Source organism: Trichococcus alkaliphilus (genome assembly GCF_003008695.1).
Lineage (GTDB): Bacteria > Bacillota > Bacilli > Lactobacillales > Aerococcaceae > Trichococcus > Trichococcus alkaliphilus.
The window spans coordinates 1-25,420 of record NZ_PXZT01000016.1 but is presented as its reverse complement, the minus strand read 5'-3'; the positions used below and the strand labels follow the sequence as shown (position 1 = coordinate 25,420).

General features: G+C 45.9%; 22 protein-coding genes. 5 read left to right on the top strand and 17 right to left on the bottom strand.

Annotated elements, in window-relative coordinates:
* Positions 1-70: 70 nt before the first annotated feature.
* The 7 genes from thrB to C7R73_RS11675 form a co-directional block, all read right to left on the bottom strand.
* Entirely contained in the window at positions 71-940 is an 870-nt protein-coding gene (thrB, locus tag C7R73_RS11705; RefSeq protein WP_106450682.1) for a homoserine kinase, read from the bottom strand.
* Positions 941-1,022: 82 nt separating this feature from the next.
* Positions 1,023-2,312: a homoserine dehydrogenase gene (locus C7R73_RS11700; RefSeq protein ID WP_106450681.1), complete on the bottom strand. Its 1,290-nt coding sequence runs from the start codon at positions 2,310-2,312 to the stop codon at positions 1,023-1,025.
* 189 nt (positions 2,313-2,501) lie between these two features.
* Positions 2,502-2,732, bottom strand: coding sequence for a YkuJ family protein (locus C7R73_RS11695; RefSeq protein ID WP_086628356.1), 231 nt, complete (start codon positions 2,730-2,732; stop codon positions 2,502-2,504).
* 110 nt (positions 2,733-2,842) lie between these two features.
* Complete coding sequence (locus C7R73_RS11690; RefSeq protein ID WP_106450680.1) at positions 2,843-3,709, bottom strand: NAD(P)-dependent oxidoreductase; 867 nt, start codon at positions 3,707-3,709, stop codon at positions 2,843-2,845.
* A 119-nt stretch (positions 3,710-3,828) separates the two neighbouring features.
* Positions 3,829-5,034, bottom strand: coding sequence for a glycosyltransferase (locus C7R73_RS11685; RefSeq protein ID WP_106450679.1), 1,206 nt, complete (start codon positions 5,032-5,034; stop codon positions 3,829-3,831).
* Between the two features lie 228 nt (positions 5,035-5,262).
* Positions 5,263-6,996 carry a phosphoenolpyruvate--protein phosphotransferase gene (ptsP, locus tag C7R73_RS11680; RefSeq protein ID WP_106450678.1) on the bottom strand — a complete coding sequence of 578 codons (1,734 nt, stop codon included), beginning with the start codon at positions 6,994-6,996 and terminating at the stop codon, positions 5,263-5,265.
* 1 nt (position 6,997) lies between these two features.
* The gene (locus C7R73_RS11675; protein ID WP_068559983.1) at positions 6,998-7,264 is read right to left on the bottom strand and encodes a phosphocarrier protein HPr; all 267 of its coding nucleotides are present in this window, start codon (positions 7,262-7,264) and stop codon (positions 6,998-7,000) included.
* Between the two features lie 397 nt (positions 7,265-7,661).
* On the opposite strand from C7R73_RS11675, the gene C7R73_RS11670 reads away from it, so the two are divergent.
* Positions 7,662-9,866: an ATP-dependent Clp protease ATP-binding subunit gene (locus C7R73_RS11670; protein WP_106450677.1), complete on the top strand. Its 2,205-nt coding sequence runs from the start codon at positions 7,662-7,664 to the stop codon at positions 9,864-9,866.
* 161 nt (positions 9,867-10,027) lie between these two features.
* Positions 10,028-10,303: a DUF1827 family protein gene (locus C7R73_RS11665; RefSeq protein ID WP_086985450.1), complete on the top strand. Its 276-nt coding sequence runs from the start codon at positions 10,028-10,030 to the stop codon at positions 10,301-10,303.
* 101 nt (positions 10,304-10,404) lie between these two features.
* Here C7R73_RS11665 and C7R73_RS11660 read toward each other — a convergent pair whose 3' ends face one another.
* The 5 genes from C7R73_RS11660 to C7R73_RS11640 form a co-directional block, all read right to left on the bottom strand.
* Positions 10,405-11,982: a peptide chain release factor 3 gene (locus C7R73_RS11660; protein ID WP_106450676.1), complete on the bottom strand. Its 1,578-nt coding sequence runs from the start codon at positions 11,980-11,982 to the stop codon at positions 10,405-10,407.
* A gap of 465 nt (positions 11,983-12,447) precedes the next feature.
* The gene (locus tag C7R73_RS11655; protein WP_106450675.1) at positions 12,448-13,845 is read right to left on the bottom strand and encodes a hemolysin family protein; all 1,398 of its coding nucleotides are present in this window, start codon (positions 13,843-13,845) and stop codon (positions 12,448-12,450) included.
* A 175-nt stretch (positions 13,846-14,020) separates the two neighbouring features.
* A complete protein-coding gene (locus C7R73_RS11650; protein WP_106450674.1) occupies positions 14,021-15,379 on the bottom strand; it encodes an FAD-dependent oxidoreductase in 1,359 nt (452 codons plus the stop codon).
* 180 nt (positions 15,380-15,559) lie between these two features.
* The gene (locus C7R73_RS11645; RefSeq protein ID WP_106450673.1) at positions 15,560-16,663 is read right to left on the bottom strand and encodes an AI-2E family transporter; all 1,104 of its coding nucleotides are present in this window, start codon (positions 16,661-16,663) and stop codon (positions 15,560-15,562) included.
* Positions 16,651-17,727, bottom strand: coding sequence for a M42 family metallopeptidase (locus tag C7R73_RS11640; protein ID WP_106450672.1), 1,077 nt, complete (start codon positions 17,725-17,727; stop codon positions 16,651-16,653). Before C7R73_RS11640 ends, C7R73_RS11645 begins: the two co-directional genes overlap by 13 nt.
* Before the next feature lie 52 nt (positions 17,728-17,779).
* On the opposite strand from C7R73_RS11640, the gene C7R73_RS11635 reads away from it, so the two are divergent.
* Positions 17,780-18,316, top strand: coding sequence for a GNAT family N-acetyltransferase (locus C7R73_RS11635; RefSeq protein WP_239992632.1), 537 nt, complete (start codon positions 17,780-17,782; stop codon positions 18,314-18,316).
* A gap of 71 nt (positions 18,317-18,387) precedes the next feature.
* Here C7R73_RS11635 and mgtE read toward each other — a convergent pair whose 3' ends face one another.
* The 5 genes from mgtE to yjbM form a co-directional block, all read right to left on the bottom strand.
* On the bottom strand, positions 18,388-19,758 hold the full coding sequence (mgtE, locus tag C7R73_RS11630) for a magnesium transporter (protein WP_239992631.1): 1,371 nt from the start codon (positions 19,756-19,758) through the stop codon (positions 18,388-18,390).
* Positions 19,739-20,668: an RluA family pseudouridine synthase gene (locus C7R73_RS11625; protein ID WP_106450670.1), complete on the bottom strand. Its 930-nt coding sequence runs from the start codon at positions 20,666-20,668 to the stop codon at positions 19,739-19,741. Before C7R73_RS11625 ends, mgtE begins: the two co-directional genes overlap by 20 nt.
* 260 nt (positions 20,669-20,928) lie before the next feature.
* A complete protein-coding gene (locus C7R73_RS11620) occupies positions 20,929-21,882 on the bottom strand; it encodes an NAD(P)-dependent oxidoreductase (RefSeq protein ID WP_106450669.1) in 954 nt (317 codons plus the stop codon).
* 2 nt (positions 21,883-21,884) lie between these two features.
* The gene (locus tag C7R73_RS11615) at positions 21,885-22,715 is read right to left on the bottom strand and encodes an NAD kinase (RefSeq protein ID WP_338064723.1); all 831 of its coding nucleotides are present in this window, start codon (positions 22,713-22,715) and stop codon (positions 21,885-21,887) included.
* Between the two features lie 31 nt (positions 22,716-22,746).
* Positions 22,747-23,379, bottom strand: a complete 633-nt coding sequence (gene yjbM, locus C7R73_RS11610) for a GTP diphosphokinase (protein ID WP_106450667.1) — start codon at positions 23,377-23,379, stop codon at positions 22,747-22,749.
* A gap of 294 nt (positions 23,380-23,673) precedes the next feature.
* Here yjbM and C7R73_RS11605 point away from each other — a divergent pair, with 294 nt between their 5' ends.
* Both C7R73_RS11605 and C7R73_RS11600 read left to right on the top strand, forming a co-directional pair.
* On the top strand, positions 23,674-24,267 hold the full coding sequence (locus tag C7R73_RS11605; RefSeq protein WP_106450666.1) for a CYTH domain-containing protein: 594 nt from the start codon (positions 23,674-23,676) through the stop codon (positions 24,265-24,267).
* A gap of 364 nt (positions 24,268-24,631) precedes the next feature.
* Entirely contained in the window at positions 24,632-25,330 is a 699-nt protein-coding gene (locus C7R73_RS11600; protein ID WP_106450665.1) for a DsbA family protein, read from the top strand.
* The last annotated feature ends 90 nt before the right edge of the window (positions 25,331-25,420 follow it).

The following is a 25,420-nucleotide window of genomic DNA, read 5'->3' as shown; positions in this document are numbered from 1 at the left end:
TCGGTCCTCACTTTGCGGGCACTAACCAAAAAAACAAAAGACCCGAGGATTTTACTTCTCGGGCCCACAATTATTTGATTACTTGCACACCATTTTTTTCAACATGCAGCAACTTGACTTCACTGTCTTTGACAGCGGCTCTAGCCGCAGCTACGAATGCTGCTGCCTTTTCAGGATGGATCATCGTAAGGATCGTCGTGCCGGCACCACTCAGATAAGTACCGTACGCGCCCATCTCATGCCCCAATTCCCGGACTTGACTCAATTCCGGAACCAAGACACCGCGATAAGGCTCATGGAAGACATCCTGCTCCATCAATGCGCCCGCTTTTTCGATGTCACCCGAGAAAACAGCCGCCACCAGCACATTCGAGATGCTGCTGCCTTTGATTGCTTCCTTGAACGGAAGCGAATCCGGCAAAACAGCCCTGCTCTCTTTCGTCAACAATTCCTTTTCCGGAATCGTCACTACCAAAGCAGTTTCAGGGAAACTCGCTTTCGTCCAGTATACTTTGGAATCCAAAACGGCTCCGACCGTAAAATCTCCCGTGATGGCAGGTGTCACATTGTCAGGATGGCCTTCGATGCGTGTCGCGATTTGAATTTTATCGTCAATGCTCAATTGCAGATCTGCGCATTGATTAGCCAACTCAATCCCCGCAACGATGGCAGCTGAACTGCTGCCCAAACCTCTGGCAGCAGGTACTTCACTCGTCATCGTAATTTTCCTTGGTGCCATGTTCGGCGCTAAAGACAATGCGGTTTCAATAATCAGATTCGTTTTATCAGTCGGAATCCCCGCTCCCAAATCATGGAGGATTTCCCACTCGTCGGCCTCTTCTTTTACAGTCAAGGTCAAATATAATGATACAGCCAATCCAAGGGAATCAAAGCCTGGTCCCAAATTGGCGGAAGTTGCCGGTACACGGATATCAAACATCCTACTAATCAATCCTTTCCAAAAGAACGATGGTCCATCATTTCTTAATCTTTAGTGTGTTCGAAATACGAAAGAAATCCGATCAGTGTTCCAAAACTTTGAAATGGACTTTCAATTTCATATCATCATTATCTTCCATCGCTTGGATGATTTCATTTTCTTGCGCTTTCGACATCGGATGTGTCACGATGACAATGATCGCTTTACCGTTTGCCAATGGCTCTTGGATGATCTTATCAAAGCTGACTTCTGCAGTGGCGAATATTTTTGCCAATTCCAAAAATTGGCCTGCACGATCGGTAACTTCCAAACGCATGAATACAGGATTGATGACCTGCTCAGGCTTCGCGATCAGGGTCTCTACCTCATACTCGTTGAAGATGTTACCAGTTGTTCCCATAAGGATATTTTTAGCGATATTCATCACATCACTGACTACGGCTGTCGCGGTAGGCAACTCGCCAGCTCCGGCACCGTAGAACATCGTTTCCCCTAAAGCTTCCCCTGCCACAAATACAGCATTCATTTCATTGTTGACGCTGGCCAAAGGATGCGATTCCGGAACAAATACCGGTCCGACTTCCACATTGACGCTGTCGTCGATTTTTTCGGCAGTACCGATCAACTTGATTTTGTAGCCCAAACGATTCGCCAACTTGATGTCGTTGATGGAAACATTGCGGATACCCGTCACTGCTACATCATCCAAAGTCACATCATTCGTTCCGAAGGCAAGACGAGCCAAAATGACCATTTTGCGCGCTGCATCCAATCCATCGACATCGCTTGTCGGATTTTTTTCGGCAAAGCCCAATTCCTGTGCCAATGCCAAGGCTTCGTCGTAAGAGTAGCCTTCTTTGTCCATTTTCGTCATCATGAAGTTGGTCGTACCGTTCACGATCCCCATGACTTTTTGGATGTTGTCGGAAGCGAAACTTTCCGTGATCGCACGCAGGATCGGAACACCGCCAGCAACAGCTGCTTCATACAAGAAATCGCATTTGTTCGCTTTCGCCAGCGTGACCAATTCTTTCCCATGCAAAGCCACAAGATCTTTGTTTGCTGAAACGACATGCTTTCCAGCCGCCAATGCTTTGGAGATGTAATCTTTTGCAACCGGAACATATCCGATCAATTCTACGATGATCGAAATTTCTTCGTCATTCAAAATCTCATCAAAATTATCTGTGCAATGAACAGACTCGCCAAAGAAAGTTTTGCATTTTTCAATATCGCGGTCCAGAACCGTTTTGATGACTACTTCCTGTCCAACTACTTGATTGATTTTATTTTGGTGGCCGCCGATGATGCGGGCAACGCCAGTCCCTATCGTTCCTAGTCCTAATAAACCTACGTAAATCTTGTTTGCCATTATTCCACCTCTTCAATTATTTCCTTATTACACAGTATACTGAATGTTGCGGAATTACTCTACATAAAAATTAAAAAATTTTAATGATTGCCACTTTATTCCCATGAAAATGGAAAAGACAAAAAAAGGCAGCGGGAAAATGAGCCGACTCATTTTCCCGCTGCCTTAGTTCATGCAAGGATGGATGAATTAATCTTGTAATAATTCGTAAATTTCGATGGCAACTAAATCAAGATCATCAAATTGATAAGTTTGGTTTGAATCGTGTTCTTCCAATTCAAAACTTTCCGTATCGCGGTTGTATTTAACGACGCAACGTTCTACGCCTGCTTTTTCAAAACGACGGATTTCGACATCACCATTGTCTTCCATCATTACTTCTAGGCGACGAAGGATCGCTGAGAGCTGTGAAGGTTTCATGATATTTCCCCTTTCAAGACTAACTTCTTATTTATTCTAGCATTTTTTTTCTGACTGCGCATCAATTTACTGTAATTTACCCAAGAAAATCAATATTTGAGCAGTGCGCCTTATTCGCCCCACCAAAGCTTCACCAGTGCTTGCGTACCATCATCAGCGAAACCTTTGCCCGCTAATTGTTCGTAAAGGAGTGCTGCTTGTTTTGTAGCCGGCAAATCGATGCCCATCTTCTCCGCTTCATCCAGCGCGATCTTAAGGTCTTTCACAAAATGTTTGACGAAGAACCCTGCTGTGTAATCTTGCTTCAGGATCCGAGGGCCATAGTTCGTCAAAGACCAGTTCGCGGCACTGCCGGAACCGACTTGTTCGATTACGCGTTCCAAATCCAATCCGGCGGCTTTCGAATAAATCAGCAATTCGGTCATACCGGTCATCGTGCCGGCCACCATGATCTGGTTGGCCATTTTTGTGTGCTGGCCGCTACCGGCTGGCCCTTGCAGCATCACCTTACTGGAAAATACGGACAGAACTTCTTTTGCGGCATCGAATGTTTCTTGATCTCCGCCGACCATCGTTGTGAGCGTTCCGTTCTGCGCACCCTTGTCTCCCCCTGATACCGGGGCATCCAGAGTAGCAATGCCTTTTTCTTTTCCGAAAGCATATATTTTTTCCGCCAGAGTCGGCGTACTCGTTGTCATATCAATGAGGATATGGTGGTCATCCGCTTGCGAGAAGATTCCGGCCTCGCCAAAATAGGTCTCTTCAACGTCTGTCGGGTAGCCTACTATAGTGATGACGATATCTGCTTGCGCCGTCACATCGGCAGGCGTATCGCACCATTTTGCACCCTCACCGATGACTGCATCCGCTCTGCTCTTCGTTCGATTATAGACATGGACAGGATAGCCCGCATTCAAAAGATGTCTGATCATGGATGAGCCCATGACACCCGTTCCGATAAAGCCAATTTTTTCCATTTATACAACCGCCCCTTCCAAAAGCTATGTTAACAGTATACCTTACGCCTAGCTCAGATAAAAACAAAAAAGCGCCGGAAAACAGATTATCCAAGTAATCTGCTTCCCGGCGTTCGGGTTCAACGTTTGATTTTTTCCAGGAGATTCACTCTTAATTTCAATTCTTCGCGCGGCTGCGATTCATAAATGTCGATACTTGTTTGATAATAGCTCAATACGGCATCCGCAAATGCTTTTGAAGAAATTTCCTGCATCAGTTCATCCCATACTTCTTGGTTGATCGCAACATCGGAACTGTGAAAAAAGTCCGCATATGCGATGATGGCCTTGCCGATTTTGTCATCCTCTTCGAACAACATCCCTAAGCTGTCCTCTGTTATCAGACCGGATAAATAGTCATTCCGTTTAGCGATGACCGGACACCCATTTACAATCGATTCCAAGTAGGTCAAGCCTTGCGTCTCTGATTCTGAAGCATTGATATAAATATCCGCCATCTGATAATATTCGCTCACATCTTCATTTCTGACTTCGCCGACGAAGATCACATTACGGGTCAAATCCATTCCCGCCACCAGCGTCTCCAAATCATGGCGCATCGGCCCGTCACCGACGAACACAAGCTTTGCGGACGGGTAGGCTTCCACAACCTCAGGAAAGGCATGAACAAGCTTATCCAGATTTTTTTCTGAAGACAACCTGCTGAGGGAGAGCAGCACCAATTCGGAATCCGAAATGCCCAACTCTTCGCGCTTGCGGGATTTGATGCCGACAATCTGTTCGGGTATCCTGACACCTGTTGGAATGACGCGAATTTCCTTGTAGATATTGTAGGATGCCAATTTCTCCTTCATTTGCTCGCTTGGAGCAATGATGCCCATCGTACTGTTGCAGAAATAACGGGAGGCTATCTTGACCGCACGGGGTTTCACAACTTTCCCTTTAGCGATGTAGTGCAGATATTTTTCGTACATGGTGTGATAGGTATGCACCGTCGGGATCTCCAGCATGTACCCGACGAATTTACCCGTCAAGCCCAAGCTGAACTCCGTATGCGTGTGCACGATATCAATCTTCTGTTTCTTCGCTTCCTTCAACGCTTTGTTCATCCCTTTGACCGCAACCCTACGATCTTTGAAAGACAAGAACGGGATGCTGGTCAAACGGATTATATTTTTTTCAGCTTCGTCAGCTTTCGGGTCGGTTGTGGTAAAAATGACGACCTCATGACCTTCTGCCTCCAATTCCTCTTTCAAGGTGCGGATTGAAGTGGAAACCCCGCTCACTTGAGGAAAATACGAATCTGTAAACATGCCTATTCTCATGATTTCACCTCGAAAAAATCCCATCAAATTTATAATGACTCAATATATTCAGTATATAGAACATTTCGATATTTGTCACTCATCCCGCAGACCTACTTTTCAAAATATATCCACCCGAAATGGGATGCGCAAATAACAGGGACTGTATATCCGTGATCGGTTTGGAATCGTAGGCACACAAAAAGGCCAGGCATGCAAGCATGCCCGGCCTTTTTAACCTGAATCGGCTTAGTCTACTAATTTAGCTTTCATTTCTTCAACCAATGCAATGACTTCTTCAACAGTCGTACATTCATTGATCGCTTTGTCCGCTAATGTTTCCATTTCTTTGGAATCCAAGCGTTTCATCAAGCTGCGTGTTTTCAGGACGCTGGATGCGCTCATTGAGAACTCATCCAAACCAAGACCTACCAACAACGGAACCGCTGTTTGGTCGCCGGCCATCTCGCCACACATACCAGTCCATTTGCCTTCAGCATGAGAAGCATCGATAACATGCTTGATCAGCGTAAGGATAGCTGGGTTGTAAGGTTGATACAAGTAAGAAACTTGTTGGTTCATGCGGTCTGCTGCCATTGTGTATTGGATCAAGTCATTTGTTCCGATACTGAAGAAATCTACTTCTTTAGCGAATTGATGAGCTAAAACAGCAGCTGCTGGGATTTCGATCATGATACCTACTTGGATATCATCAGCGACTTCTACGCCATCGGCCAATAGATTCGCTTTTTCTTCATCCAACATCGCTTTTGCTGCTCTGAATTCGTTCAGAGTTGAAATCATCGGGAACATGATGCGTAATTTACCGTAAACGGAAGCACGCAACAATGCACGCAATTGTGTACGGAACATTTCTGGCTCAGCCAAACAAATACGGATTGCACGGTAACCCAAGAATGGATTCATTTCTTTCGGCAATTCCAAATAAGGCAATTCTTTGTCCCCACCGATGTCCATTGTACGAACAACGACAGGTTTTCCTTCCATGCCTTCCAAAACAGCTTTATAAGCATCGAATTGCTCATCTTCTGTCGGGAAGTCCGAAGAGTCCATATACAGGAATTCAGTACGGTATAGACCGATCGCTTCAGCGCCGTTAGCGATAACGCCGTCCAAATCTTTAGGCGTTCCGATATTGGCTGCCAATTCGATATGTTTACCGTCTGCTGTCACTGTATCTGCATTCTTCAGTTTGTGCCATTCAGCTTGCATCGCAGAAAACTCTTCAGCTTTCTTCTTGTATGCAGCTAATGTTTCTTCATCAGGATTGATGAAGACGTCGCCGTCCAAACCATCCAAAATGATGATATCGCCATCTTTGACGATTTGTGTGATCTCTTTTGAACCTACGATTGCAGGGATTTCCAAAGAACGGGCCATGATTGCGCTGTGGGAAGTGCGTCCACCGATGTCGGTAACGAATCCTTTAACATAATCACGGTTCAATTGAGCAGTATCACTAGGAGTCAAATCTTTGGCAACGACGATCACTTCTTCAGTGATTGTCGATGGGTTAGGGATTTTAACACCCAATAAGTGGCTCAATACACGCTCAGTAACGTCGCGGATATCCGCTGCACGTTCTTGCATGTATGGATTGTCTTCCATCGCTTCGAACATACCGATGAACATGCCGGCAACATCAGAAAGTGCTGATTCAGCATTGACACCGTTGTCGCGGATGTTTGAATTCATTGATCCAATCATTTCTGGATCGGATAATACCATTAAATGTGCATCAAAAACTTGTGCTTCTTCTTCGCCAAGTGACACTGCCGCTTTGTCTCTGATTGCACTTACCTCTGATTTAGCGGTTTCAAAGCTTTGCAAAAGGCGAGCAATTTCGCCTTCTGAATCTTCCACTTTACGCTTCTCAAAGGATAGATCCGGTTCGGTAAGCAAATATGCTTTCGCGATTGCAATACCGTCACTAGCTGCTATTCCTTGTAAGTGGTTTTTCATATTACTCTGCTAGCCCTTCTTTTACCATTGTTTCAGTGATTCCAGCCATAGCGTCTGCTTCGTCCGGACCTTCTGCAGTGATGACAACATCAGCGCCTTGGCCTACGCCTAATGACATTACACCCATAATGGATTTTAAGTTAACTGATTTACCTTTGTATTCTAAATTGATATCTGAATTAAATTTGCTTGCAGTTTGCACCAATAAAGTTGCTGGACGTGCGTGAATCCCTGTTTCTGCGATTACGTGATATTCTTTTCTTTCCATGTCATAAACCCCTTTTGAGATGTATTTATTTAAGGTACTTTTAATACGTTTCCATTATAACAGAAAAATGGGAAACCGGATTAAAAATAACCCTTTCATTGAATAAGATTACCATCTTTCGCTTTATACTACAACTGTTTTAACCAGATTCGTTCAAATTTTTGTCATATTTGCCGAAATGCCACTAATTTAATACAACCTTCCCATTTGGCTGGCTGCCGTCCCGCGAAGAAATTTTTGCTTCATCACAAGGCAAACCACTTGAAAGTCAAAATAGGTCAATGTATAATGGACACATAAGGTCAGAGTTGGTCAGGATACCTTCTCACGAGAATTCCTTAGCCGTTACTACTATAATATACATGTAGCTATGATCCATATAGAAAGGAAGATTGCCATGCTTTGTCAAAATTGCGAAAAAAACCAAGCTTCCATTCATCTGTATGCCAGCGTGAATGGACAAAGACGCCAAATCGACTTATGCCAGAGTTGCTATCAAGAATTCAAAGCCGCTCAATCGCAGCAAAACAATCCGAATCCAAGATCCCAAGGCCCCGTAGACCCTTTTTCTTTCGGTAATCTTGATTCCTTCTTCAAGAAAATGCAGCAAAACCAAGAACAGAATTTCCAACAGCCTCCTGCCCCTGAAGCTGCCCGTGGAGGAAAAGGCGGCGGCAAAGGCGGCTTGCTTGACGAATACGGCATCAACCTGACGCAATTGGCCCGCGATGGCGGCATCGACCCTGTCATCGGAAGAGACAGTGAAATCGCACGCGTCATCGAAATCCTGAATCGCCGCACGAAAAACAACCCGGTACTCACAGGGGAAGCCGGTGTCGGCAAAACTGCCGTAGTGGAAGGCCTTGCCCAAAAAATCGTGGACGGTGATGTTCCTCAGAAATTGCTGGACAAAGAAGTGATCCGCTTGGATGTCGTCTCGCTCGTCCAAGGAACCGGCATCCGCGGCCAATTCGAAGAACGGATGCAGAAGCTGATGGATGAAATCCGCGCGAACAAACAAATCATCCTCTTCATCGATGAAATCCATGAAATCGTCGGCGCAGGAAACGCTGAGGGCAGTATGGATGCAGGCAATATCCTGAAGCCCGCCCTTGCGAGAGGCGAACTGCAATTGGTCGGCGCCACAACGCTGAATGAGTACCGCAGAATCGAAAAAGACGCTGCATTGGAACGCCGATTCCAGCCCGTCCGCGTGAATGAACCGACGCCTGAACAGACGTTGATCATTCTCCAAGGCATCCGTCCGAAATACGAAGATTATCATCACGTCAAATATTCGGATAAGGCACTGGAAGCGGCTGTCAAATTATCGCACCGCTATATCCAGGATCGCTTCCTTCCGGACAAAGCCATCGACTTGCTCGATGAGTCCGGATCCAAAAAGAACCTGACCATTAAGCCCATCGATCCGCAACAGATCGAGGAACGCATCGAAACCGCGGAACGGGAAAAACAAGCAGCCCTGCATGCAGAAGATTACGAAAAAGCTGCCTATTATCGCGATCAGATCACAAATCTGAATAAGATGAAACAAAATCCGACGCCAGCCGATGGTGATCCCGTCGTCACAGAACAGGATATCCAAAAGATCATTGAGATCAAAACAAATATCCCGGTCGGTGAGTTGCTTGAAAAAGAACAAACGCAATTGAGGAATCTTGATGCCGATCTGAAGAAAAATGTCATCGGCCAGGACGAAGCCATCGACAAAGTATCCAAAGCGATCCGCAGAAACCGGATCGGATTGAGCCGCAAAAACCGCCCGATCGGCTCCTTCTTGTTTGTGGGACCTACAGGTGTCGGCAAGACCGAATTGGCCAAACAGTTGGCGATCGAAATGTTCGGGACAGAAGATGCGATCATCCGCTTCGACATGAGTGAATACATGGAAAAACATGCCGTCTCCAAATTGATCGGTTCGCCTCCCGGGTACATCGGCTATGACGAAGCCGGCCAACTGACCGAGCGTGTCCGCCGCAGTCCCTACAGCATTCTGCTTCTGGATGAAGTCGAAAAAGCCCATCCGGATGTGATGCATCTCTTCCTGCAGATCCTTGACGACGGCCGCCTGACGGATTCGCAAGGCAGAACCGTCAGCTTCAAAGACACCATCATCATCATGACCAGCAATGCCGGCACGGGCGTCCAGGAAGCAAGTGTAGGATTTGGCGCAGCCATGAAAGGCAAGACGCATTCCATCCTGAATCGCTTGAGCGATTACTTCAAGCCTGAATTCATCAACCGCTTCGATGCGATCGTCGAGTTCAACCAGTTGTCCAAAGAGAATTTGAGCAGCATCGTCACGCTTATGTTGGATGACGTCAACGAATTGTTGAAGGATAAGGAAATCAGCGTTACCGTCTCGCAGAAAGCAAAAGATCGCCTTATCGATCTTGGATATGACCCAAGCATGGGTGCACGCCCGCTGCGCCGCGTCATCCAGGATCAGATCGAGGACCAGGTAGCTGAATTCTACTTGGATAACCCGAAAATCAAAAATTTGTTTGTCGATGCAGATGAAGAAGGCAATCTGATGGTCGTCAGCAAAGTAGAACGCACAGAAACAACTTCATCTGAATAAGATACGCTTTCGCAAAAGGCAAGAGTTCATGAATTGGCTCTTGCCTTTTTCTTTTGAAAGGCTATGAAAATTATTCATTTATTTCTTTACCCTTTAAATAAATCAACAGTTGTTATATAATTATTCTATAAACAGCCAACCTAAGTTAGGGGTGTTCGTCCATGAAATTGATCGATGTTACAAATAGCCACGCTGATCTTGTACGTGAGCAATTGGCCAACACCGATGCTCAATTTGTCAAAGTTTATTCTTTGGGACAAACTACAGTCATCTTTACCGGTGCCGTAACACATGAGGATGTCATTATCCTCAACAAAAATCGTCGCGTAAAACAAAGTGAAATCGACTTTGTGCTGACGAAATTGTTGCACCTTACCGTTGATGATGTGGAAGTTATGCCTGGTCATAACTTCGTGGAGCTATCTCATCTGAAATGATTGACATTTTCTGCACTCGAAAAAAAACTCTTCTTAACGCAAAACGCACACTGCTTTTCAGCAATGTGCGTTTTTTGTTTTGTTTTTTTTGATGGTTCAAATCAAAGCAAAGCTGTCAATTTGACTTCCGGATACTTATCCTCAAACCAGCGCATAGCAAATTGGTTTTCAAAAAGGAATACCGGGTTGCCGAAACGGTCGCGGCACAATAAGTTACGGCTTGAGGACATGTTCGGATCCAGATCTTCCGAATCGATCCATCGGGCAATTTTCGAGCCCATCGGCGTCATTTCGACCTCTGCGTTGTATTCATGCAGCAAACGGTACTGGAACACTTCAAACTGCAATTGTCCGACCGCACCCAGAATGTAATCTTCTGTATGGTAGGTTTTGTACAATTGGATGGCCCCTTCTTGAACCAACTGTTGTACACCTTTATGGAAAGATTTCTGCTTCATGACATTTTTCGGAGTGACTTTCATGAACAGTTCCGGTGTAAATTGCGGCAACGCTTCGAACTGAAGGCCTTTTTTGCCTTCATAGATTGTATCGCCGATTTGGAAGTTACCGGTGTCGTACAGTCCGATGATGTCGCCAGCTACAGCCGTTTGGACTTGCTCACGGGAATCGGCCATGAACTGCGTCGTATGCGCCAGTTTGATTTTTTTGCCGGTACGGTGAACATAAACGTCCATTCCGGGTTTGAATTCACCGGAGCAGACCCGCACGAAGGCAATCCTGTCTCGGTGAGCTGGATTCATATTTGCTTGGATCTTGAAGATGAAGCCGGTAAAGTTTTCGTCAGTAGGTTCAACAATCTCTTCCGCTACGGTCACATGCTCACTTGGGCTCGGAGCAAAATCCACAAAGGCATCGAGGAATGTCTGGACGCCGAAGCCAGTCAAAGCTGATCCGAAGAAGACAGGCGTCAGTTTCCCGGCTGCGATCGCTTCTTCCGAAAAGTCGTTGCCCGCCTCTTTCAGTAACTGTACATCTTCAACCGCTTGGGTATAGATGGTTGATTGCATCACTTGATAATCGCCTTCGATTTCGCCATCTTCATTCAGCGGCAGGAAATCGTTGTCTTCATTCTCTTCGGGATGAGTCAATTCCACGCGATTGTTGTAGATGTCATACAGACCCAACAAATTTTTTCCCATGCCCATCGGCCAGTTCATCGGATAGGCATCGATCCCCAAAACTTCTTCCAACTCCGCAATCAGATCCATCGGCTCACGGCCATCACGGTCCAATTTATTGATGAAGGTAAAGATCGGAATCCCTCTCATGCTGCAGACTTTGAATAATTTCTTTGTCTGGGGCTCAATACCCTTCCCGCTGTCGATTACCATCACTGCGCTGTCCACAGCCATCAGCGTCCGGTACGTATCTTCCGAGAAATCCTCATGCCCGGGTGTATCCAAAATATTGATCTGTTTTCCGTCATAATCAACCTGCATGACCGAACTGGTTACCGAAATACCCCTTTGTTTTTCGATATCCATCCAATCCGATTTGGCGAATCTGCCTGATTTTTTCCCTTTTACCGTCCCTGCTTGGCGGATTGCGCCCCCGAACAACAACAACTGCTCCGTGATGGTCGTTTTACCGGCATCCGGATGGGAAATGATGGCAAAAGTTCTTCTTGCTTTTACTTTATCTGCTAATGTTTGAGTCATATTGTTCTCCTTTTTCGAATATCTCCATCGTGAACGTAAGAAAAGCGGAACGGGTTCGTTCAGCCCTGAATGAATTTTAGGAAATCGTGCCGACTGAGCATCGAAGAGCGCAATAGGTACGATTTATCTAAATTCCGAAGGGCTTACCCGTGAAGCTAGCCATCTATATTGGATGCATGAAACATTTTGAAAAACCATGAAGCACCTGTGGTGATGCACTTTTGTTTTCAAAATATTATCTACTTTCCATTACACAAAAAGATAGCATGAGCAATATGCACACGCTAACCCACGATAATACCTTTGTTATTATACAAGAAATCCGAGCATTCTACAAGATTGTCGTTGCATCAGCATGCTGCCCCCAATTACGGGTCGCTATCTGTGTGCATGCCAAGCCCGATTGCAAAAAAAGCAGCCTCGCCCTGACCGATTTTTATCGATCCGGGCAAAACTGCTCAGCATTCATTCTGTTTCTCTCGTTTCATCGGCGGCTTCTTCAGCTTCTGCCTCTGCCTCGTCTTCTTTGAAACGTTCTTTTGCGGGCCGATCATTTTCGTTCATGTAAGATACTCCGACTTTCAGCAGACGGCGATTGTCGAACTCCAACGTTTTGATGACCAATCCATTCTCTTCGATGGATGCTTCCTCATTTTCTTCCGGAAACTCACCCAACTCAGTCAAAAGATAACCAGCAATCGTATCGACATCCGCTGATTCAAGTTGCGTGCCAAAATAATCATTGAAGCGATGCAATGGCGTAGCCCCATCGGCTTCGTATACATTATCGCTGATCCGCGCGATCAGCACATAGCTTTCATCGTATTCATCCTCGATATCGCCAACGATTTCTTCCAGAATGTCCTCCAAGGTCACAATCCCGACCATGCCGCCATATTCGTCATGGAGCAAAGCCAGTTGGTTATGGCTTTTCTTCAGGTAGGACATCAATTCATCCGTCATGATCGTTTCCGGAACAAACAGCGGCTCATTCATGATTGTTCGCAGATCAATCTGATTTATAGGGGTATTCTTGGATTCCTTCAACAAATTCTTCAGATGCAACACCCCAATGATATTGTCCTTGTCATCTTCATAAATCGGTATGCGGGTATACGGGGAATCCAAGGCTGCTTCTATGTTCGCCTCGACATCATCGTTCACATTCAGCATGAAAGTATCCGTCCGCGGCACCATAACCTCCCGGGCCATTTTATTGTCCATGGAAAGCACCCCTTTCAGCATGTTGAATTCCATCCGTTCGATGGTCCCTTCATCGCTGCTCTTTTCCAACAGCTCCCGCACTTCTTCACGCGAAAACATATCGTTGCCGCTCGAGAACGTAATCGGCGTCATTTTTTCCAGCACACTGGTGGAAAAGGACAAAAACCAAACGAAAGGTTTCATCAGCTTTTGGACGACAGTGATGAAGCCCGCACCTGCCCGCGCCACTTCTTCAGGACGTTGCAATCCCAGCTGTTTCGGATACAGTTCACCGAAGACCAACGAAATGTAGGAGAGCGCTAATGTCACGATCAGAATGGCAGCCTGTTCTGCGCCAGGTATATTGCTCAGGTAGGGATCGAGTCTGGCTGCGAAAGTATTGGCAGCCGAAGCACTGGAAAGGAAGCCCGCGAAAGTAATGGCAACTTGGATAGTCGCCAAAAAATCATCGGAATGGTCCAAAAGCGCCAAAATTTTGCGCGCTTTTTCATCCCCTTTGATGGCTTGATTCGCCACCCTATTTTTGTTCAGTGAAACAAATGCGATTTCGGATGCCGCAAAAAATGCGTTCACCAATGTCAATACCGCAATCAGCAGCAGTTGCCAAAGCAAGGTCTGATTACTGGGGTCTGTGGTCATAGATTGTTTCTCCTTCGTTTTTATATCTCTTTGAAAGTTCATTGTTACCTTTCATTATCTAATGACCCGGCAAAAAAAACAAGTGTTTTATCCGGAAACACCGTCCATCCCACAAAGAACCCCTCCGTTAATCAACGGAGCGATTAACGGAGGGGTTCCAAAAGATGGAATTGAATTATTTAGCAGCTAACTCTGCTTCTTGTTCCAAAGCTTTTTGAGCCAACAAGTTCAAATAGTTCCAAGGACGGTCAAAATGAGGTTGGAAGAAGAAGTCGACCAGAGCCAGATCTTCGATCGTCATTTTGTTTTGGATAGCCAATGATAAAGTATTGGCTGATTGTGTGATGTCATACTTGGACATCAGCTGTCCACCGACGATGCGGTTCGTGCCTACTTCATAGACAAGTTTCATCAACAATTTTTCATTTGATGGCATGAATTCCGGACGGTAGAAGTCTTCCAGAACTACTGAGCGTGTTTCAAGTCCGAAAGCTTCTGCGCTCGCATCGTTCACACCGGTAGACCCGATAGTGAAGCCATTAAGGTACAATCCGGAAGTGGATTGGGTTCCGCGGTATTTCATTTTAGGTCCGTTGATGTTTTTACCGACCAACCATCCCATACGTACAGCATTTGTTGCTAATGGAATATATGCATGTCCGCCGTTCGGGTTGTAGTTCACAGCACAACTGTCTCCTGCTGCGTAAACGTCAGGTAAGCTTGTTTGCATGTAGTCATTCACGATGATCGCACCGTTCTTCATCATATCCACTTGACCTTTGACAAGTTCCGTATTCGGTCTGAAACCGACGCATAAGATGACCATTTCGGCTTCGTATTCTCCACCTGTCGTAACGACCGTTGTGATGTCTCCAGCTTCATTATCTTTGAACCCTTTAACCATTTCGTTCAATTGTACTTTTACGCCATGTGCGCGCAAATCATCTTCAAGGATATCCGTGAATTCGGAATCCAAATATTTATTCAGAATACGATCCAAACCATCGACCAAGGTTACATCTTTTCCATCGTTGGCAAATGCTTCTACCAACTCGATACCGATGTAGCCGCCGCCGACAACGACGATTTTCTTTTTATCGTTTTTGCATGCGATGATTTCTTTTGCTTGGTTATAGTTTTTGCTCAGCAAAACATTTTTGCTGTGGATGCCTTCGATTGGCGGGATGATTGGCCATGAGCCGACCGTTAAAACTAACTTGTCATATGTGTCTTGGAATTCTTCGCCGGTAACTAAGTTTTTCACAGAAACAGTTTTAGCAGCTGTATCAATGTTTGTTACATCATGTTGCATGTTTACGTTTGCGCCTAGTGAAGCAAGCTCCTCAGGGTTAGAGTAGAATAATCCTTGTGGATCTTTCACGACACCGCCGACGTAAAGCGCAATCCCGCATGACAAGAATGAAACGTTGTCGTTTCTTTCATATACTGTTAATTCAGTACCTGGATTCTCCTTCAAAATTGTCTTCACTGCTGACGTTCCGGCATGTGTACATCCCACTACGATTACTTTCATTGTACTTCCTCCTAAAATTTCCGTATTAATATATTTTGCACAAACCAATTGCCGCCATTCTCATAATTCATAATAAAAACTGCACAAATTGATTCGTTATGCCCTTAACACTTTTTACATAATAAAGGATTCCAAAGGTAAAAAGCAATCAATAACCCTTGGAATCCACATTAATTTTTATTATTCTTTATATAACACTTTTTTCTTTCTGTTTTTGACGTAACGGTGGACATATTGGACAATGGTTTTCACGACTGCATACGTGGGAATCGCCAATATCATGCCCAGGACGCCGGATATTTTGCCCACAGCCAATAGCAGAAACAGAATCGTCAGCGGATGCATATCCAGCGTTTTTCCCAAAACATTCGGGGAAATGATGTTGGATTCCACTTGCTGTACCACCAACACGACGACACAGACCAACAGTGCTTTTGTCGGGGAGACTGTCAATCCAATTATCGCTGCCGGAATCAAGCCGATGTATGGTCCAAGGTAAGGAATGATGTTCGTGATGGCTGCTGTGACCCCAAGTAGGAAGGCATACGGCAGTCCGATCAGCAGATACCCGATAAAGGTGAATGTCCCGACGAATAGACATACAAGCGCCTGCCCGCTGATGTATTTGGCGATCGTTTTGTTGATTTCCTTGAACAGGGCCAGTACATCAGCGGAATATTCATGCGGCAGCAATTGGGCGACCGCTTCAGGAAACTTATGCCCATCCTTCAGCATGTAGAAAAAAATCAACGGAATGATGATGACAAGCAACGCGATATTAGCTACGGCCGAGAGCACGGAACCGATGCTGCCCGTCAAGCCATTCAGGAAGGCGCTGATGCTGCTTTGGATATTTCCGCTCAACTGAGACAATTGGGTCGGGATATCCAGTCGCTGAACCCATTCCTGTTCAATCACTTGTTGATAGAGTTTATTCAAGGAACGGACTACGTTAGGCAAATTCGTCAACAGCTCTCCGATTTGGCTTACGAGATTCGGAATGAGCCCCAGAAAAGAGAAAATGACGATGCCGATCAACAGAACCATGACGATGAGGATGCCTATCGGCCGTTTGATGTTCAGCCTGTTCTCGAGCATTTCGATGAACGGAGTGAAAATATAATACAGAAAGCCCGCCACAAGCACTGGCGTGAAGATCGTCGAGATGAAGGCGCCGATCGGATAAAAAATAAAATCGATTTTGGTTGACACCCAAATCAGGCACGCCATCACCAAAAGCCAAACACTCCAGTAGAGCAGATTCGTTTTCCTTAATTGTTCCATTCAATATCCCCTAGTTCCCAAGGCTGTTTGCCGATCATCGGAGCGGACAGATACGCTTCCAGCAGTTTGGAGCAGGCTTCCAAGGACTTCCGATGGGTACGTTCATAGGCATGGCTTGCATCGATTCCCGGCCCGATCAAAGCGTGGCGGACGTCCCAACCCGCTTTCATGGCTGCAGAAGCATCACTGCCGTAAAACGGATAGATATCCAGCTTGTAAGGAATTTCCTGTGATTCGCATAATCCGACCAACTGTTGCCGAAGTCCGAAGTGATAAGGACCCGATCCATCCTTCACGCAGATGGACACGGTATACTCGTCAGTCTGCTGGTCGTCGCCCATCGCTCCCATATCGACAGCCAAATATTCCACTGTGTTCGGTGGCATATTCGAGTTGCCACCGTAGCCGATTTCTTCATTGTTCGAAAAAAAGAAACAAGTCGTGTAAGGCAGCGTCAATTTTTCGTCCGCGATGCGGTGCAGGAACTGCAGCAGGATAGCCGCGCTGGCTTTATCGTCCAGATGCCTTGATTTTATGTAACCGGACGGGGTAATTTCTGTCCGAGGCGCAAAGCTGATGAAATCCCCTACGCCGATGCCAAGCGCAGAAACATCTTTGGCGTTGTGCACTTCTGCATCCAGCCGGATTTCCATATTGTCCTGGTTTCGTTCAGCCGTGCGCGCATCCTTATAGACATGGACGCTCGTTTGGTGCAACAATATCGTTCCCGTCCAATCTTTTCCTGTGGCTGCACTATGGACCGTACAATATTCCCCATCGATCGAATGATAAGTGAATCCGCCGATCAGGTCGATTTTCAGTCTTCCATCCGGTTTGATTGCGCGCACCATTGCCCCCAGCGTATCGATATGCGCCGTCACGAATCGCCTGCTTTGATATTCGGTGCCTTTAACCGTCACCATCAGACTGCCTTTATGATTTTTTTCAGGTTTGTACCCCTTCTGTTTCAAATTTTCATCCAAAAAATCGATGATTTCCGCCGTATAGCCTGTCGGCGACGGGATGTTTGTCAAATTTTGAATCGTTTCCATTATATTTTGCATCTTCTTCACTCCTCTTGCTGATGTTATAAGTATAGCAAAAGAACCCAACAAAATGAGGCAAAAGCAATTAATTCAGACAAAAAATGCCGATTCAGGTAAAATAAGAAAAGAGGTTCCAGCGAACCCAACAAATTTCGAAAGCGAGGAATACGCATTGTTGCATTTTGAATGGACACAAAACTTAAAATCCAAAACCTACCTGGATGCCTTGGCCATCCGCAAAGAAGTATTCGTGGAGGAGCAGCTGGTGCCGGTCTCCATAGAAATTGATGACTTGGAAGATAAAACCTTACATCTCGTCGGATATGAAGAATCCGTTCCGGTTGCCACCGCCCGCATCTATCCGATGGCAAAAGGCAAATACAAGGTGCAGCGTGTCGCCATCCGCAAAACCGTAAGGGAAAAAAAATACGGCAGCATCCTGATGCAGGAAATCGAAAGGCACGTCCGCGAGCTCGGCGGCAAACGCCTGTTCCTCGGAGCCCAGAACCATGCCATCGGTTTTTACGAAAAAGTCGGCTATACAATCTGCGGCGAAGAATACGAAGAAGCCGGCATACAGCACCATGATATGGATAAAATACTATAGCACTGAGCCAAAAAACAGTCAATGGACACACAGCCAAAGCGGCTGCTTGTCCATTGACTGTTTTTTTGCACCTACATGAGTGTGCTGATAAAATGTTTCGCGATGTTGAAATAGATCAAAACGGAAGTCAAATCGCTGAATGTTGAGATGAACGGTCCGCTTGCGACGGCTGGATCAAAGCCAAGACGATCCATCAATACCGGAATCAAGCTACCGGCCAGATTAGCCACGGTAATGGCAACCAACATGGAAATGCCGATGATCCCACCTAAGATGAAGTTCTGTTTCCAAACACCGATGACAAGCGCAATCGTGACACCAGTAACCAACCCGGAGATCAAACCGGTCGCCAACTCGGATAAAATGGTACGGAACAAATTTTTCTCTTCATCATCCTGCATGCCGATCTTCCGTACTGCGACGGCAAGCGATTGTGTCCCCGCATTACCGGATGTTCCGGTGATCAAGGTGACAAACACGGAAAGGATCGATGCATCCGAAATCAAACCCTCATATTGGCTGATCAAAGTGGACGTACCCATACCCAAGAATAATAGCGTAATCAACCACGGCAACCGCTTGGATGCAGCCACAAATGGGTTTTCTGATTGCTCCTCAACGTCGACCCCGGCCAAACCGGAGAAGTCACTGACGGCTTCCTCATCGATGACGTCGATGATGTCATCGACGGTGATGATACCCAGTAATACATTGTTTTCGTCGACTACCGGCACCGCCAGGAAGTCATAGTCTCTGATTTTATGGGCAACATCTTCTTGCCCTTCTTTTACATTCACCGATACGATCCGCTCACTCATGATATCGCTGATCATCATATCTTCATCATTCACGATCAGATCCCTCAAGGAAATGACCCCGACCAGCACATTATCTACATTGACGACGTAGATATAGTAGATCGTTTCCGCATCAGGCGCTTTGCTTTTAAGGATAGCCATCGCGGATCGGACCGTCTGGTTGGCTACGATAGAGACGAATTCCGGCGTCATGATGGCCCCGGCAGTCTCGTCCTCATAACTCAATAAGGCACGGATCTCTTTCGCCGCCTCTATAGGCATCAAACGCAGATAAAGCCAAATCCGTTCATCTTTCAGTTGCTTCAGCATATCCACCGCATTATCGGCATACATGTTTGCCAACATATCGGCGGCGTATTGATTATTCATCTCCAAAAGATACTCTTCGATCGACTCGACATCTTCTTCGATGATTTCGAACATGTCTGCCATTTCATTCGCGGAGAGATAATTGTACACCGTTATGCGCTCTTCAGGGGACAGCGCCAGATAAATTTGGGCCTGATCGTAGAGGTGATAGTCCAAAAAATCGGAACGGAATCTTTCGATATCCTCGCCCTGGAGCGATTCGCGGATTTTCGCCAACGCTTCGTCTAGTTCAAATTCATATTGTGGTTCCAACACGGATATCAGCCTCCTTGTCCCTCTGTCTGCTTTCCCATTTGATGAAATCATCCGGCAATGGTGCTTCTATCTTTAAAGGTTCCCCACTGATTGGATGCACAAATGCCAATGACTCGCAATGCAGGGCTTGCCGCAACATGTCTGGGTCAGCTTTCCCTCCATAAAGGTCATCCCCAAGCAAAGGCGCACCGATTGAGGTGAAGTGCACCCGAATTTGATGGGTCCTGCCCGTATGCAACTTGATTTTCACAGTCTGTCCGTCCGGATAGGACTTGTCCAACCAGTATTCCGTCAGCGCTTGTTTCCCGTCTTCCCGGACCATTCGCGTTATGATTGAATCCTCTGTCCTGCCGATGGGGGCATCGATGAATCCATGCGTTTCTGTCAGCACTGGTTCGGATAAGACAGCCCTGTACGTTTTGTCGACTTCCTTGTTGCGCAACAGCGTATCCATCAGAGCATGCGCGTATCCATGCCTTGCAAAAAGCATGACGCCGGTCGTATCACGATCCAGACGCGTGACAATATGGATAACTTGGTCCACATAGCCCTGCTGTTGATAGTAGCCTTTCACGCGATTCGCCATGGAAAGACGCGGGTGCACCTTCGATGGGATGGAAGCAGCGCCAAACGGTTTGTTCACAACCAAAAAGTGCTCGTCCTCAAACAAAATGTCCAATGGCATGTCCACCCCGACAGTCGTTTCATGTTCCCCTTCATCCGGTATGCGGATCATCACTTTATCGCCTTTTTCCAAGGTCGCCAATACCGTTCTTTCCTTGCCGTTCAGCCAGATACAGCCTCCATCGAATTTGATGGTGGCCAACAGACTTTTTGATACGCCCTTGGAACGTAAAAAAGTCTTCATCAGTGTCGTCTCTTCTTTTTCATATATCCAGCTAAAAATCACTTTACACTACCCCTACTCTATACCGAATCTCTGTGTGCGGGCCCACCGCCTTAGTTTGTTCCAAGCTATTTCAAACTTGGAACAGGTTACCCAGCAAATCCAACAGCCCTGAAACTTTCAGGATTTCGCTCGGCAACATACATTCCTATTCTAACCAAAACGACGGCATTCCACAACTCATCCCCGTCATCATGCAAAAAATATTGGCCCACAAAAAGAGCTGCACCATCTGACTCGCTGGTGCAGCCCTGCTTTATTTGTTAATATTTTTTTTCAAAATCGATCAGGTTGCGGCTTGGTTTGCCGTCTTTCCTGTAACTCTCTGCATTTTCCAGGACAACTTCAAACAGATTGTCCCGGAAATGCTCAACTACCCCGGAAAAATGCGGCGTAACCAGTACCTTTTCATGATTCCACAAAGGGCTGGCGGCAGGCAATGGTTCCTCATCGAACACATCCAAAGCCGCATAAGCCACTGTCCCATTGTCCAGAGCCTTGATGAGGCTATCGGTATCCACAGTGACGCCTCGTCCCACATTCACAAAGAGAACGCCTTTTTTCATGCGCGAGAAAAGAGCATCGTCAAAAACGCGGTAGGTTTCATCCGTTTGGGGGAGGATGTCCACGATAACATCCGCAAAATCGATGACAGTACCGATGTTATCCATTTTGACCGTGACATCCAAACCGGGTATCTCCTTGCCGCTGCGATTGACAGCGATGACCTTCATGCCGAAGGCTTTAGCCAATTCTCCCAAGCGATTACCGATGTGGCCTGCCCCTACGATCATCATCGTCTTGCCTTTCAGCTCCTGGAGCTCCGTGGTCTGTTCCCATTTCCGTTGCGGCTGATTCAGGATTGCAGTCCGCAATCCGCGCATATGCGAAAGCAGTACACCGATTACGTATTCAGCTATCGGTTCGCTGTGGATGCCGCTCGCATTCGTCAAATAGATTCCCTTTCTTTCAAAGGTTGCTAAGGGAAGACTGTTCACGCCCGCCGAAATCGCTTGGACCCATTTCAACGAAGGCAACTGCCCTTCCTCCAACAGGTTGGTCAATTTGTCGTTCCAGCCGACAGTCCACTCGACTGCACTGAACGCTTCTGTTTCCGCGCCATCGATAATCATCTCGTAATCCGGGTAGAGTTCCTTCAGCGTTTCGATGTGCTGTTCCTTCAAATGCGTCTTCAGCAGCCACTTTTTAGTCGCCATATTTACCGCTCCTTTGTCCGTTCGTTCCTGTCGTTTTTCTTTACGCCGATGAATGCATCTTCGACCCGATCCCAGAAATGCGTATGACGATAACGCGCAAAATGCACACGCTCCTGGGCAATCCGATAAACCAGTCGTTCGATGCTTCTTTTCTTAAATGTCAAATGATCTACAGACAAAATCAAGCGATCTTCCTTGTGCGGATAGATGACAATCCATTCGTCTTTCGCGATGATCATGGGCGAGCTCAGCGTCCGATAGATGCGGTTATTCACTGAGGCCATCTCCGTCAGCTGGATAGCTTCCGTTCGGGGATGGATAACAGCTCCGCCAAGCGACTTGCTGAAACCAGTCGAACCTGTAGGCGTGGAAACACAAAGACCATCGCCACGGAATGTCTCGAACAGCTCATCCTTCACATAGATATCGCAAACCATCGTCCCGTCCATTTTCTTCAGACTCGCTTCATTCAAAGCGATGTAGCGGGTTTTTTCCTCCTCATCCGCATACTTGACGCGGACATCGAGCAAGGGATAGCTGACACTTTCCCCTTTATCATGCTTAAGGCTTTCGATAAGCTCCGGCAGTTCGTAGGTTCGCCAATCTGTATAAAATCCCAGGTGCCCGGTATGGATCCCCACAAAACGCACTTGGCTCAATTGGTCTTCGTACCTATGGAAAGCTGACAGCAAGGTGCCGTCGCCCCCGATCGACACCACGAGATCCGGATGGTCCGTGACAATTTCGATTTTTTCAGAGAGGCACATCTCTTTGAATTTCGCCGCGACTGATAAAGTCTCTGGCGTCTGGTTATGGACCAGTGCAATTTTCATATTTGAACTCCTCTCGATCAACCTTGTCATCTTATTCTTTTTTATCGGAAAAATAGCGCTGTGCATCCTTGATTTCTTCGCGTATTTCCGACATTTCTTCGTCAAGTCGGAAGGCTGCTTCTGCCGCGCGTATCAGGCGGTCATGCAGTTCTTCCGGATATTCGCCCCGATATTTGTAGTTCAACGAATGTTCGATTGTTGCCCAAAAATTCATGGCCAGTGTCCTGATCTGAATTTCGACAAGTATTTTCTTCTCTTCGAAAATGCGTTGGACCGGATATTCGATCACCATATGGTATGAGCGATAACCGCTCTCTTTTTTATGTGTAACATAATCCCGTTCTATGATGATCTTAAAGTCTTTTCTTGCCCGCAAAAGGCGCACAACTTCGTGTATGTCCTCTACAAATTGGCACATGATCCGCAGGCCGGCAATATCCTGCACGTCCTCTTCCAGTCTGGTCAGGTCAATGTCCCGGACTTCAGCCTTTTCCAATATGCTTTCCTTCGTTTTGACGCGGCCAGTGATGAATTCAATGGGCGCGTGCGCATTCTCATCGCGGTATTGCTTACGGATTCCCTTCAGCTTAACTTTTAATTCCTCCACCGCTTGTTCGTACGGCGCTAAAAATGAATCCCAGTTTTCAACTTCCTTATTTTCCATAGAACGACACCCTATCATATAGTATATGCTACTTTATTTTATCACAATTATTTATGATTCTATACAATTCTTGTCGAAAAGGACCGAATTCATTTTCCCTTCAAATATACACGGTACTCTATGTGCGCCAGCACCTCTAAATAATCAACTCCACATAACTTATGATACAATAAGAATAAGATTTCGCATCGCCTGCTGGTCTATACGCTGGTGAACTGACTGCAACGAAGGTTCGAATTTTTGAACAGCTGTCGCGACCTAAACGAACCTCATAACCGAAAGGAAGTAATCACGATGAGCCAAAATATTGAAAAAGAATTCAAAAACCTATTGAATAAAGAAGAATATGAAGCGTTGCTTGCTGCCTTCAACCTTGATGAAACAGACCCTATCAAACAAACCAACGTCTATTTCGATACACCTGATTATAAACTCAAGGGCCTGAACAGCGGACTGCGCATCCGTATGTATGAAGATAAAAGTGAAATCACACTAAAAACGCCGATTCAGGAAAATGAAAAATTGGAAACAAACGACGATCTGCCGCTTGAAGAAGCAAAAGCTTTGGTCGACTCCCACCGAATGAAGGCATCGGGAAATGTGGCCGATAAACTGAAGGAGATAGGCATAGCAATAGAAGATCTTGTGATCATCGGGCAGCTCTCAACCATCCGCTACGAATTTCCCGGGGACAAAGGGACCTACTTCTTGGATAAAAGCTTCTACCAAGATCAAATGGATTACGAATTGGAATTCGAGTCCGAGTCTTTGGAAGAAGGGGCTCTCGCGTTCCAAAGTTTCCTGAAACTTCACGACATCAAAGTCCGAAAAGCGAAACAAAAAATTGAACGCATGCTGGCCTATCCCAATTCGACGACACACCAATAGTCGGTAGCCGACAACGGTTCTAACAGATGGACCCATTCTCCGGAAATCCAAGCGGAGAATGGGTCTTTTTGCTTAGTTCATTGCGCTAAAACAGACAAAAACGTGAAATCCTTCTATTTAAATCGGATTCTAGGCCATACAAGATAAAAAAAATCAGTCGATTTAGTTGCAAAATAGGTAATTGTCTCGTAAAATACACCTTGACAATAAAACAAGTGATACTGAACAAGAAAAAATGAAGGTCGCAAGGAAGAACTATGGCCAGTCTTCAAAAGGCAGCTCTTCGAAAAGCCTTATTGCTACTTGTTTAGGCTTTTTTTTGGTAAACTTAAAGTAAGCAAAATAGGAAAGAGGGAGGGATAAAATGTATAGGTCAAAACAGAATACAACTGATTCTATCTCTTCTCCTCAACAGATTTTTGAGCTTTATCTATTTGTGAACCCGATCGGCTACAAATGCTACCGTACGGAACAAGAAGTCCTGAAATTCATGAGTTCGTTGGATGGACCTAAAGTCCACTTCCGTTTCATAACGTTCCATAATTTCAATACCGTCACTCAGTATATGAAGCGATTAAATTTACCGGAAAAAGATTTAACCTTACGCAACCAAATATACAGTTCAATCTATGATGCCTCATTGGCATACAAGGCCGCCTTGATGCAAGGCAAAAAACGCGGCCGCAACTTTTTGCTCCATCTGCAGAAATCACTTGCGGACGGCAAAACCACTTACTCAAATGAATTACTGGCGGAAGTGGCAGCCAAAGCCAAACTGGATGTCGACATGTTCTTTGAGGACAAAGAATCTCCTTTCGTAAAAAGCAGCTACGAAGCAGATCAGCATATCGCACAAGAGATGAACATCAAAACGAATCCGTCGCTTGTCATCTTTGATAATCTGAATTATCAATACGGCCTTTTGTTGGAGGACAACATTACTGCAGAGGTACTTCATGAAGTGATCAAAGATTGCTCGGTTGCATGCGAACAGAAGAGTGCCAACATGAAAAAAACGAATATTACGACAATCGGAAAAAACTACCTACGCATCACACACTGATGCTAAAAAGCTTCGTGGTCCTCAATGGACAACGAAGCTTTTTTTGGTTCTATAATAAATGGTGTTGATGAAGTAAATTTCATCAACGCC

Coding starts and splice junctions, on each gene's coding strand:
- thrB (WP_106450682.1), bottom strand. CDS start 940: ATGTTTGATATCCGTGTACCGGCAACTTCCGCCAATTTGGGACCAGGC.
- C7R73_RS11700 (WP_106450681.1), bottom strand. CDS start 2,312: ATGGCAAACAAGATTTACGTAGGTTTATTAGGACTAGGAACGATAGGG.
- C7R73_RS11695 (WP_086628356.1), bottom strand. CDS start 2,732: ATGAAACCTTCACAGCTCTCAGCGATCCTTCGTCGCCTAGAAGTAATG.
- C7R73_RS11690 (WP_106450680.1), bottom strand. CDS start 3,709: ATGGAAAAAATTGGCTTTATCGGAACGGGTGTCATGGGCTCATCCATG.
- C7R73_RS11685 (WP_106450679.1), bottom strand. CDS start 5,034: ATGAGAATAGGCATGTTTACAGATTCGTATTTTCCTCAAGTGAGCGGG.
- ptsP (WP_106450678.1), bottom strand. CDS start 6,996: ATGAAAAACCACTTACAAGGAATAGCAGCTAGTGACGGTATTGCAATC.
- C7R73_RS11675 (WP_068559983.1), bottom strand. CDS start 7,264: ATGGAAAGAAAAGAATATCACGTAATCGCAGAAACAGGGATTCACGCA.
- C7R73_RS11670 (WP_106450677.1), top strand. CDS start 7,662: ATGCTTTGTCAAAATTGCGAAAAAAACCAAGCTTCCATTCATCTGTAT.
- C7R73_RS11665 (WP_086985450.1), top strand. CDS start 10,028: ATGAAATTGATCGATGTTACAAATAGCCACGCTGATCTTGTACGTGAG.
- C7R73_RS11660 (WP_106450676.1), bottom strand. CDS start 11,982: ATGACTCAAACATTAGCAGATAAAGTAAAAGCAAGAAGAACTTTTGCC.
- C7R73_RS11655 (WP_106450675.1), bottom strand. CDS start 13,845: ATGACCACAGACCCCAGTAATCAGACCTTGCTTTGGCAACTGCTGCTG.
- C7R73_RS11650 (WP_106450674.1), bottom strand. CDS start 15,379: ATGAAAGTAATCGTAGTGGGATGTACACATGCCGGAACGTCAGCAGTG.
- C7R73_RS11645 (WP_106450673.1), bottom strand. CDS start 16,663: ATGGAACAATTAAGGAAAACGAATCTGCTCTACTGGAGTGTTTGGCTT.
- C7R73_RS11640 (WP_106450672.1), bottom strand. CDS start 17,727: ATGCAAAATATAATGGAAACGATTCAAAATTTGACAAACATCCCGTCG.
- C7R73_RS11635 (WP_239992632.1), top strand. CDS start 17,780: ATGAGGCAAAAGCAATTAATTCAGACAAAAAATGCCGATTCAGGTAAA.
- C7R73_RS11620 (WP_106450669.1), bottom strand. CDS start 21,882: ATGGCGACTAAAAAGTGGCTGCTGAAGACGCATTTGAAGGAACAGCAC.
- C7R73_RS11615 (WP_338064723.1), bottom strand. CDS start 22,715: ATGAAAATTGCACTGGTCCATAACCAGACGCCAGAGACTTTATCAGTC.
- yjbM (WP_106450667.1), bottom strand. CDS start 23,379: ATGGAAAATAAGGAAGTTGAAAACTGGGATTCATTTTTAGCGCCGTAC.
- C7R73_RS11605 (WP_106450666.1), top strand. CDS start 23,674: ATGAGCCAAAATATTGAAAAAGAATTCAAAAACCTATTGAATAAAGAA.
- C7R73_RS11600 (WP_106450665.1), top strand. CDS start 24,632: ATGTATAGGTCAAAACAGAATACAACTGATTCTATCTCTTCTCCTCAA.